The organism is Rhodococcus sp. MT28, from assembly GCF_058792695.1.
On sequence record NZ_JBXAFD010000007.1, the window covers coordinates 144546 to 154622 of the forward strand.

The 10077-nt window shown below is 63.2% G+C and carries 8 protein-coding genes and 2 tRNA genes; 5 read left to right on the plus strand and 5 right to left on the minus strand.

What is annotated here, in order from left to right; genetic code table 11:
• Positions 1-105 precede the first annotated feature (105 nt).
• Positions 106-1479 carry a trigger factor gene (gene tig / locus AC1Q6C_RS25575; protein WP_492666878.1) on the minus strand — a complete coding sequence of 458 codons (1374 nt, stop codon included), beginning with the start codon at positions 1477-1479 and terminating at the stop codon, positions 106-108.
• Between the two features lie 115 nt (positions 1480-1594).
• Positions 1595-1668: transfer RNA gene (locus tag AC1Q6C_RS25580), tRNA-Pro, on the minus strand.
• Between the two features lie 408 nt (positions 1669-2076).
• Between AC1Q6C_RS25580 and AC1Q6C_RS25585 the strand changes: the two genes are divergently transcribed.
• Positions 2077-2150 (plus strand) — tRNA-Gly (locus tag AC1Q6C_RS25585).
• 193 nt (positions 2151-2343) lie between these two features.
• Positions 2344-3114 carry a hypothetical protein gene (locus tag AC1Q6C_RS25590; RefSeq protein ID WP_064444263.1) on the plus strand — a complete coding sequence of 257 codons (771 nt, stop codon included), beginning with the start codon at positions 2344-2346 and terminating at the stop codon, positions 3112-3114.
• On the opposite strand, the gene AC1Q6C_RS25595 is transcribed toward AC1Q6C_RS25590, so the two are convergent.
• Both AC1Q6C_RS25595 and AC1Q6C_RS25600 read right to left on the minus strand, forming a co-directional pair.
• On the minus strand, positions 3111-3908 hold the full coding sequence (locus AC1Q6C_RS25595; RefSeq protein ID WP_003944531.1) for an Fpg/Nei family DNA glycosylase: 798 nt from the start codon (positions 3906-3908) through the stop codon (positions 3111-3113). The genes AC1Q6C_RS25590 and AC1Q6C_RS25595 overlap by 4 nt on opposite strands.
• 15 nt (positions 3909-3923) lie before the next feature.
• Positions 3924-4397 (minus strand): ribose-5-phosphate isomerase, encoded by a 474-nt coding sequence (locus AC1Q6C_RS25600; RefSeq protein WP_003944571.1) that lies wholly within the window; start codon positions 4395-4397, stop codon positions 3924-3926.
• A gap of 100 nt (positions 4398-4497) precedes the next feature.
• Between AC1Q6C_RS25600 and AC1Q6C_RS25605 the strand changes: the two genes are divergently transcribed.
• Positions 4498-5376, plus strand: coding sequence for a M48 family metallopeptidase (locus tag AC1Q6C_RS25605; RefSeq protein ID WP_042923839.1), 879 nt, complete (start codon positions 4498-4500; stop codon positions 5374-5376).
• Here the strand turns inward: AC1Q6C_RS25605 and AC1Q6C_RS25610 are convergent.
• Positions 5364-5987, minus strand: coding sequence for a DsbA family oxidoreductase (locus tag AC1Q6C_RS25610; protein ID WP_492666879.1), 624 nt, complete (start codon positions 5985-5987; stop codon positions 5364-5366). The genes AC1Q6C_RS25605 and AC1Q6C_RS25610 overlap by 13 nt on opposite strands.
• Before the next feature lie 166 nt (positions 5988-6153).
• Between AC1Q6C_RS25610 and AC1Q6C_RS25615 the strand changes: the two genes are divergently transcribed.
• Together AC1Q6C_RS25615 and pepN are read left to right on the plus strand one after the other, a co-directional pair.
• Entirely contained in the window at positions 6154-7389 is a 1236-nt protein-coding gene (locus AC1Q6C_RS25615; RefSeq protein WP_158170132.1) for an NAD(P)/FAD-dependent oxidoreductase, read from the plus strand.
• A 65-nt stretch (positions 7390-7454) separates the two neighbouring features.
• Entirely contained in the window at positions 7455-10034 is a 2580-nt protein-coding gene (gene pepN, locus AC1Q6C_RS25620; protein ID WP_042450233.1) for an aminopeptidase N, read from the plus strand.
• The last annotated feature ends 43 nt before the right edge of the window (positions 10035-10077 follow it).

The window sequence follows — 10077 nt, forward strand, 5'->3', positions numbered from 1 at the left end:
GGAACGAGGGGGGGCGGCCTGGGAGTCCCGGTGCCGCCCTACTTCGCTCAAAGCGGAAAACTCAGTGCAGTCGATCGTGGTGAAAACACCCGTCCGCCTGCGTTTTTACTTGTCTTCGCTCTCGGCGGAATCAGACTCGTCCGCTTCGGTTTCGGCCTCACTGCTGCCGAACAGCTCTGCGGTGTCGACAACTGCGCCGGAGGTGTCCTTGACACCGGCCGACTCGACGACGGACGCGAGAGCCTTGCCACGACGGACGTCTGCGAAGACGGCGCCGAGCTGGTTGGCCTGCTGGATCTGCTGGATGAACTGCTCAGGAGCCATGCCGTAACGCTGCGCCTGGAACAGGATGCGCTCGGTGAGCTCGTCCTGACCGACGGTGACGTTGCCCGCATCGGCAATCGAGTCGAGCAAGAGCTGCGTCTTGACGGAGCGCTCAGCGGCTTCCTGTGCATCCTTGTCGAACTCTTCGCGGCTGCTGCCCTGCTCTTCGAGGAGCTTGTTCAGTGCCTCTTCGTCGTGATCGAGACCGTGAACGGCGTCGTGCAGTGCAGCGTCGACCTCAGCCTTGACGACAGCCTCCGGCAACGGAACCTCGACGGTCTTGAGCAGCTGCTCGAGAACCTTGTCGCGGATCTGACCGGCCTGCTCGACCTTGCGGACGCGTGCGACGCGCTCACGGAGGTCAGCCTTCAGTTCTTCCAGGGTGTCGAACTCGCTGGCGAGCTGAGCGAACTCGTCGTCCTCAGCCGGAAGCTCGCGCTCCTTGACCGTCTGCACGGTCACGGTGACAACAGCTTCCTTGCCTGCGTACTCGCCGGCGACCAGCGTCGACGTGAAGTCCTTGGACTCCCCCGCCTTGAGGCCGATGATGGCTTCGTCGAGGCCCTCGATGAGCTGGCCCGAACCGACCTCGTGCGACAGTCCGCTCGCGGTTGCCTCGGCAACGTTCTCGCCGTCGACGGTGGCCGACAAGTCGATGGAGACGAAGTCGCCGTCCTCGACTGCGCGGTCGACGCCGGTGAGGGTGCCGAAACGCTGACGCAGCGAAAGCAGCTGCTCTTCGATGGCTTCGTCGGTGATCTCGATCGGATCGACCTCGACGTTGATGGAGCTGAAGTCAGGGAGCTCGATCTCGGGGCGCACGTCGACCTCGGCGGTGAACTCGAGGAGCTCGCCGTCTTCGATCTTGGTGACCTCGATCTCGGGCTGGCCGATGGCCTTCACGCCGGCGCTGGTGACAGCCTCGGAGTAACGCGACGGCAGAGCGTCGTTGACGACCTGCTCGAGCACAGCGCCGCGACCGACACGCGCTTCGAGGAGGCGGGCCGGAGCCTTGCCGGGACGGAAGCCGGGGAGACGAATCTGCTGCGCGAGGGCCTTGTAGGCCTTGTCGAAATCAGACTTGAGTTCCGCGAAGGGCACCTCAACGTTGATACGGACTCGCGTCGGGCTGAGCTGCTCGACGGTGCTCTTCACGAAACTTCGCTCCTTCGTCTGGTCTTGCTCACAACTTGTGTTGAATCGGTACTGCTGTCTGGCGCGGCACTTCACTCCCGGACTTACTGGAGGTGAAGTGCCATGTACGTACTTGTCGGGATGACAGGATTTGAACCTGCGACCCTCCGCTCCCAAAGCGGATGCGCTACCAAGCTGCGCTACATCCCGTTTCCGATCACATGAAACACACGATACGGCCATCCGAGGCCACTAAGACAGCGGGCCACAAAGGCAGCCACCATCGGTGACCGCGCACAACCCTATCGCGCTCACTACTCTCTCACGAACCCGACCGCCATTTGTACACGGCCCGGCTGTCGACCCCGTCAGTATGTCATCCGACGGCAGCCACATACAGCAGCCACATACAGCCTTGCCTCAACTGCCATTCAGAGCCGGAATCAGAAGCCGCGCCTGTGGCCGAGACACCCCGACTCGCCGAGCAATTCGCCAATTCCCCAGGTGAACGACGGTCTCGAACTTCTCCGACCCCCCGATTATGAAATCCGGTGGGGCATTGGGTACAGTTTCGTATCGCAGACGACGAACACGGCGATCCCGAGTTGTCGTATGCACGGGGATGTAGCTCAATGGTAGAGCCTCAGTCTTCCAAACTGATCACGCGGGTTCGATTCCCGTCATCCCCTCCATCAGGAGGGAAACTCCACAAAGATCCGCACCGGCCCAGCCGGTGCGGATTTTTTGTATTCCAACTTTGTCCACTCAGACCACCCCCCTGCGGTCCGTATCCTGGAGTTGTCCGGATCGATTCTGCTCGGGAGGCCACTCGTGACCACGATTCTTCTCATACTCGTCGTTCTGGCCGTAGTCGTATTTCTGGTCATGAAAAGCCAGCAACGCGGTTCCGGCCACAGCGCAACACAACTCGACGATGCGAAAGCCGATGCCCGGCAGGCGATCGAACGCCTCGGCGGTCAGGTCTACAACCTGACCGGCAGTGACGACGCGTCGCGCCAAGCCCTCGCCGACGCGGCCGAACGGTACAACGCCGCAGGCTCGCAGATCGATCAGGCCGCAACGCCGGTCCAAGCACGTCTCGCGAAACAGACTGCACTGGAAGGGCTTTACTACATCCGCGCGGCACGGGTGGCGATGGGCATGGATCCGGGACCGGAAGTTCCTTCCATCGACGGACAGAAGGCTGCCGGTTCGGTCACCGAAGACCGTGAGGTCGAATTCGAGGGCCGCAAGGTCGCCGCATCACCCAATCCGTCGTCGCACACACCCAACTACTACCCCGGTGGCCGAGTCGCCGGACGCCCGGTCCCGGCCGGCTGGTACTCCGAACCCTGGTGGAAGCCTGCACTCGTCGCCGGCGCCTGGGGTCTGGGTTCGATGATGCTGTTTTCGACCATGTTCTCCGGCATGGCCGGGGTTCCTTACGGCGCAGAGGCTTTCGCACAGGGCGGCGATTCCGGCGCCGATACAGGCTCCGGTGACTCGGGAGATCAGGGTATGGACGCCGGTGATCCCGGCGCCGACCAAGGAAGTATCGACAACACCGATTTCACCGCAGACGGTGGAGGCAGCGACTACGGGGACTTCGGAGGCGGCGATTTCGGTGGCGGCGACTTCGGAGGCTTCGACTTCTAAGCCGACTGACACACCGGGCACCAGAACAGGTTTCGTGCCTTCATGACGGAATGCAGGATCGGTGTGCCGCACACGCGGCACGGCGATCCTGCTCTTCTGTAGACATAGGTACGCGGACGATCCTTCGCGTACGCCGGATCTCCGTTGTCGTGCTCGGCGCGAACGACGTGCATCTTCCCCCGTCTGACGCCGACTTTCATCAATTCGACTAGGTCTGCCCACATGGCGGTCCACTCGCCGTGAGAGACGAGATTCCCCGGTCGTTCAGGGTTGATTCCGTGACGAAAGAGAAGTTCGGCGCGATAGACGTTGCCGACACCCGCCAGGACCGCCTGGTCCATCAGCAGGGCGCCGATTGCCGTCTTGGACTTGGAGATTCGCAACCAGGCCTTCTCTGGATCCGCGTCGCGGCGCAGTGGGTCCGGCCCGAGTCTGGCCTCGATCGCGGCGACCTGAGGAGGTAGCAGGACTTCGCAGGCGGTGGGACCACGAAGGTCGGTGCCGAAGTCGGCACCGACCATTCGCATCCGGACCTGGCCTACCGGTTCTTCCATCGGCAGGGCGGCGTCGGTGAACTTTCCGTACAACCCGAGGTGTACGTGAACTGTCAGACCGTTGTCGTACGTGTGCCAGAGGTGCTTTCCCCAGGCATCCGAGGACGTGAGTACGTGTCCGTCCACCAGGCGCGCGTCCTCGGCGAATCTGCCTTGCGGACTGAGGACGCGGACCGGTGAACCGACGAACTTGCGGGCATGCAACCGTGCCAGCCGGTGCAGGGTATGACCTTCAGGCACGGAACAACTTTCGGATCAGGCTTGCGGCAGAGCCGGTGCGACGCCGGTCTTCTCGTACTCGGACAGGATGTCGATACGACGCTGGTGGCGCTCTTCACCCGACCATGCGGTGGCGAGGAAAGCGTCGACGATGGCAAGCGATTCCTCGAGGGAATGCATACGTCCGCCGATGCCGATCAGCTGAGCGTTGTTGTGCTCACGTGCCAGCTTCGCCGTTTCGACGCTCCAAGCGAGGGCGCACCGTGCGCCGGGAACCTTGTTCGCGGCGATCTGCTCGCCGTTGCCACTGCCACCCAGGACGATTCCCAGGCTGCCCTCGTCGGCGACGACGCGCTTTGCGGCTTCGATGCAGAAAGCCGGGTAGTCATCCACGGCGTCGTACTCGTGAGCACCACAGTCGATGGCCTCGTGGCCGTTCGCTTTCAGGTGTTCGATGATCTCGTTCTTACGTTCGAATCCGGCATGGTCGGCACCCAGGTATACGCGCATGGCGACAATTCTCTCAGGCCCGACCAGCCGGGCGCACCCGGGTCGATGTCACACTTTCAGGAACACGCATCGCCGCGCGAGCACACCTATCGTGGTGCCCATGTACCCCGTCAACGGCCAGGCCGCTGCACCCGCCGTTCGTGTGTCACCGGGCAGTGACGCCGTTCGCCACCCGTGGGAAATCCCGCTACTCGTGCTCGCGGTGCTGACGACGGTCGTCACTTATGTGGTGGCGATCGTTCTGATCGCTGCGGGTGATCTGTCGACGTGGATCCTCGTGGTGCTCGCGGCTCCGATCCTGCTGTTCCTCGCGCGAGGTCAGCTGTACGGATCGCAACAGGTCAACGGAATCAAGATGACGCCTTCACAGTTTCCGGAGGGGTATCAGCTGGTTGCCGAGGCTGCGGCACGGTTCGGCATGAAAACTCCGCCGGATGCCTACGTCGTGCTGGGGAACGGACGGATCAACGCGTTTGCGTCGGGGCACGGATTTCGCCGTTTCGTCGTCGTCTACAGCGACCTGTTCGAAGTCGGTGGGCAGGCACGCGAGCCCGATGCGCTCGCATTCATCATCGGCCACGAGGTCGGCCACATCGCTGCCGGGCATGCGTCGTACTGGCGCCAGTGGGGACAGTTCGCGTCGAACTACATTCCGGTGATCGGGTCTTCGCTGTCGCGTTCCATGGAGTACACGGCGGACAACTTCGGCTTTCACATGCGTCCGCAGGGTGCACCGGGCGCGATGGGCGTCCTCGGCGCGGGAAAGTATCTGGTGGGTCTGGTCGGGTTCGACGAACTGGCCGATCGGGCGACACTCGAATCCGGGTTCTTCCCGTGGTTCGTCAACATCTTGTCGTCGCATCCGGTGCTGACCTGGCGTGCGGCTGCGCTTCGCAACCGCACGCACTCAGGGCATCTGTTCTTCCGGCCGGGTCAGCTCTACCGAAATCCGGCGCTCACTGCCGCTCAGTCGAACTGAGGATCCTCGTTGCGGGTCCGCTTGAGCTCGAAGAAGTGGGGGTAGCCGGCCAGCGCGACTGCGCCGTCCCACACCTTGCCTGCGTCCTCGCCGCGCGGGATGCGTGAGAGCACGGGGCCGAAGAACGCCACACCGTTGACATGGATCGTCGGGGTTCCGACGTCGGGTCCGACGGCGTCCATGCCCTTGTGGTGGCTCTCGCGCAGAGCCTCGTCGTACTTGTCGGTGCCGGCGGCCTCGGCCAGTTCAGGTGGCAGGCCGACCTCGGCAAGGGACGACTTGATGACGTCGGCGAAGTCCTTGTTTCCCTCGTTGTGAATCTTCGTCCCCATCGCCGTGTACAGCGGCAGCAGGATATCGTCGCCCTTCAGCTGCGCTGCAGCGATGGCGACACGGACCGGGCCCCAGGCCTTGGTCATCATCTCCCGGTACTCGTCGGGAAGGTCACGGCCCTCGTTGAGAACCGCAAGGCTCATCACGTGGAACTTGGCCTCGATGTCGCGTACCTGCTGGGCCTCGAGAATCCAGCGTGAGGTGATCCAGCACCACGGGCAGAGCGGATCGAACCAGAAGTCAGCAGTGTCCGTGGTCTTGCTCGAGGTTGCGCTCACGAAGAAACTCCCTATCAGTTCATGTCGGTCAGGTCATATCAGTTCGGGGACATACTCCCGTTCTGCCAACAATCATGAACCCGCAATCCTTCCCGCGCTTTCCCCCGAACCACCTCCCGATCGCAGTAGTGTCGAAAAGAAACGAGTACGAAGGAGTGGTTCAGTAATGAGCACCAACCGGAGATTCGTGATCGTCGGCGGCGGGCTCGCGGGCGCAAAGATCGCAGAAGCCCTGCGTGACAGAGATTTCGACGGTGAGATCACCGTACTGAGTGAAGAAGACCACCTCCCGTACGAGCGTCCGCCGCTGTCGAAAGAGTTCTTCGCCGGCAAGAAGACGCTCCCCGAATTCACCGTCCACGACGGCGAGTGGTTCCGCGACCATCATGTCGATCTTCGCCCGGGAACGACGGCAACGGCCATCGACCCCGCTGCGCACACCGTGTCACTTCCGGACGGTTCCACGATCAGCTACGACAAGCTCGCCTTGGCCACCGGTTCGCGGTCGCGGCGCCTCGACATCCCGGGATCCGACGCCGAGGGCGTTCACTACGTGCGAACAGTCGATCAGGCCGCCGCGCTGCTGCGCACCCTGGCCGCCGACAAGAAGCTCGTCGTGGTCGGTGCCGGCTGGATCGGCCTCGAAATTGCCGCGTCGGCTCGCGGTTTCGACGTCGAGGTCACCGTGCTCGAACATGCCGGCCTTCCGCTCGAATCGACCCTCGGCCCGGAAATGGGTGAGGTCTTCGCCGCGCTGCACCGCCAGAACGGGGTGGACTTACGCACCGGCACGGACGTCACTGCAATCTCTGTCGACGGCGGTCACGCCTCGGGCGTCACTTTGAGCGATGGAACCGTGATTCCGGCCGACGCCGTGTTGATCGCTGTCGGCGCATTGCCGAACACCGAGTTGGCATCGGAGGCGGGTATCGACGTCGACAACGGGGTTCTCGTCGACGCCGGTCTGCAGAGCAGCGACCCCGACGTGGTCGCAGTGGGTGACATCGCGGCCGCACAGCATCCGATTCTGAATGCACGAATTCGGGTGGAGCACTGGGCAAACGCACTCAACCAACCCGAGACGGCCGCAGAGACCATGTTGGGACGGCCCGCCGAGTACGTCCGCATGCCGTATTTCTTCACCGATCAGTACGACCTCGGAATGGAATACGTAGGTCACGCACCGCACGGCGGCTACTCCCGTGTCGTCACTCGCGGCGACGTCGACAAGCGCGAGTTCCTGGCGTTCTGGCTCGATTCCGCGAACAAGGTGCTCGCCGGCATGAACGTGAACATCTGGGATGCCGGTGACGCCATCAAGGAATTGGTCGCGTCTTCGCGTCCCGTCGATCCGGAGCGGTTGGCCGATCCGGAGATTCCGCTGGCAGAAGTGTCCGCTTGAGTGAAGTCGTTCTCTTCGTGATGGGATGGACGTAATAGATCCGCACCATCTACGAGGAGATCTTTGTGGTCGCACCGAACCTGACACGCGAAACCGCAGCGCAACGGTCAGCAATCCTGACCGTCGAGAACTACCTGATCGAACTCGATCTCACCGACGGCAAAGACGCACCCGGCGAGGAGACGTTCTCCTCGAAGACCACCGTCACGTTCACCGCCACGGCCGGAGCAAGCAGCTTCATCGACATCGTCGCGGCCAGAGTCCATTCCGCGGTCCTCAACGGCACCGCGCTCGACGTCTCCGGCTACGACGAGTCGACGGGCATCAGCCTGCCTGATCTCGCTACCGACAACGAGTTGGTCATCGAGGCCGATTGCATCTACTCCCACACCGGCGAGGGACTGCACCGATTCGTCGACCCGACCGATGACTCCGTCTACCTCTATTCACAGTTCGAGACGGCCGACGCCAAGCGCATGTTCGCGTGCTTCGATCAGCCTGATCTCAAGGCCACGTTCGACGTCCGCGTCACCGCTCCCACGTCGTGGAAGGTCATCTCCAACTCCGCGGTCGTCGAGACCCTTGCCGCCGATCCCGGCAAGCACGTCTTCAGGACCACCCCGAAGATGAGCACGTACCTGGTGGCGCTCATCGCCGGTCCCTACGCGCAGTGGACCGACAACTACTCCGACGAGCACGGCGACATCCCGCTCGGAATCTTCTGCCGCGCTTCGCTGGCCGAGTTCATGGACGAGGAGCGACTGTTCACCGAGACCAAGCAGGGATTCGACTTCTATCACCGCAACTTCGGTGTTCCCTATGCTTTCGGCAAGTACGACCAGCTCTTCGTCCCCGAATTCAATGCCGGCGCGATGGAGAATGCCGGCGCCGTGACATTCCTCGAGGACTACGTCTTCCGTTCCAAGGTGACCCGCTACTCGTACGAACGTCGTGCCGAAACGGTCCTGCACGAAATGGCGCACATGTGGTTCGGCGACCTCGTCACGATGGCGTGGTGGGACGACCTGTGGCTCAACGAGTCGTTCGCGACCTTCGCTTCGGTCCTGTGCCAGACCGAGGCCACGGAGTACACGAACGCCTGGACGACGTTCGCCAACGTCGAGAAGTCGTGGGCGTACCGCCAGGACCAGTTGCCGTCGACGCACCCGATTGCCGCGGACATTCCGGACCTGGCCGCCGTCGAGGTGAACTTCGACGGCATCACGTACGCGAAGGGCGCCAGCGTCCTCAAGCAGTTGGTGGCATACGTCGGACTCGAGCCGTTCCTCGCCGGACTGCGTGAGTACTTCCGTGAGCACGCATTCGGAAACGCAACCTTCGACGATCTGCTGGGCTCACTCGAAAAGTCCTCGGGCCGTGACCTTTCCGACTGGGGTCGGCAGTGGCTCAAGACCACCGGTTTGAACATCCTGCGCCCCGACTTCGATGTCGACGCAGACGGAAAGTTCACCCGCTTCGCCGTCCTGCAGGACGGTGCTGCACCAGGCGCCGGCGAGCGGCGAATCCACCGGATCGCCATCGGCATCTACGACGACGTCGACGGCAAGTTGGTACGAAGCCATCGCGTCGAACTCGACCTCGATGCTGTGGAAAGCACGGATGTCCCCGAACTTGTCGGCGTCGCCCGCGGTGCACTCGTGTTGGTCAACGACGACGATCTCACCTACGGCTCCGTGCGACTCGATCCCGAATCGTTGGCGACGGCGATCGAGCGGGTCGGCGACATCACCGACTCACTCCCCCGCACCCTGGTCTGGTCGGCGGCGTGGGAAATGACCCGTCAAGCCGAACTGAAGGCACGCGACTTCGTCGCGCTGGTCGAGCGCGGCATCAGTTCGGAGACCGAAGTCGGTGTGGTGCAACGTCTCTTGCTCCAAGCCCAAACCGCCATCGGCTCCTACGCAGATCCGGCCTGGGCCGAGGCCGAAGGCGCGGCGAGCTTCGCCAATCGGTTGCTCGAGCTCGCACGTGAGGCAGAGGCCGGGTCCGACCACCAGCTGGCATTCGTCAACGCACTTACCGGCGCAGCACTCTCCCCGTGGCACACCGAGGTACTGCGCGAATTGCTCGACGCCGATCCCTCCACCGTTGGGCTCGACGGCCTGATCGTCGACACGGACCTGCGCTGGCGCATCGTCGGGGCACTCGCGGCCGCCGGTGAGATCGACGCCGAAGGAACCGCAACTCCATTCATCGACGCCGAAGCTCAGCGTGACCCGACCGCTGCGGGCGCTCGTCAAGCCGCGGCGGCCGCGGCCGGACGTCCGCAGGTCGCTGTCAAGGAAGAGGTCTGGGCGAAGGTCGTCGGCGACGACTCCGTGCCCAACATCACCGCGCGATCGATCATCGGCGGGTTCGCTCGCGAAGGCCAGGACGAATTGCTCGAGCCCTTCGTCTCCCGCTACTTCGCCGATATCGCGGCGGTGTGGGAACGACGCTCGAGCGAAGTGGCACAGACGGTCGTCATCGGGCTGTACCCGTCGTGGTCGATCTCGGACGAATCCGTAGCGGCAGCAGACCGGTTCCTCGAAGGCGACATCCCTCCCGCGTTGCGTCGCCTGGTCGTCGAAGGCCAGGCCGGCGTGGTTCGTTCACTCGCAGCACGAAAGTTCGACGCGAGCTGACATGCGAAAGGCCGGTGCCCGCGTCGATTCTCACGAATCGACG

Coding starts and splice junctions, on each gene's coding strand:
- AC1Q6C_RS25590 (WP_064444263.1), top strand. CDS start 2,344: ATGAAAAGCCAGCAACGCGGTTCCGGCCACAGCGCAACACAACTCGAC.
- AC1Q6C_RS25600 (WP_003944571.1), bottom strand. CDS start 4,397: ATGCGCGTATACCTGGGTGCCGACCATGCCGGATTCGAACGTAAGAAC.
- AC1Q6C_RS25605 (WP_042923839.1), top strand. CDS start 4,498: ATGTACCCCGTCAACGGCCAGGCCGCTGCACCCGCCGTTCGTGTGTCA.
- AC1Q6C_RS25615 (WP_158170132.1), top strand. CDS start 6,154: ATGAGCACCAACCGGAGATTCGTGATCGTCGGCGGCGGGCTCGCGGGC.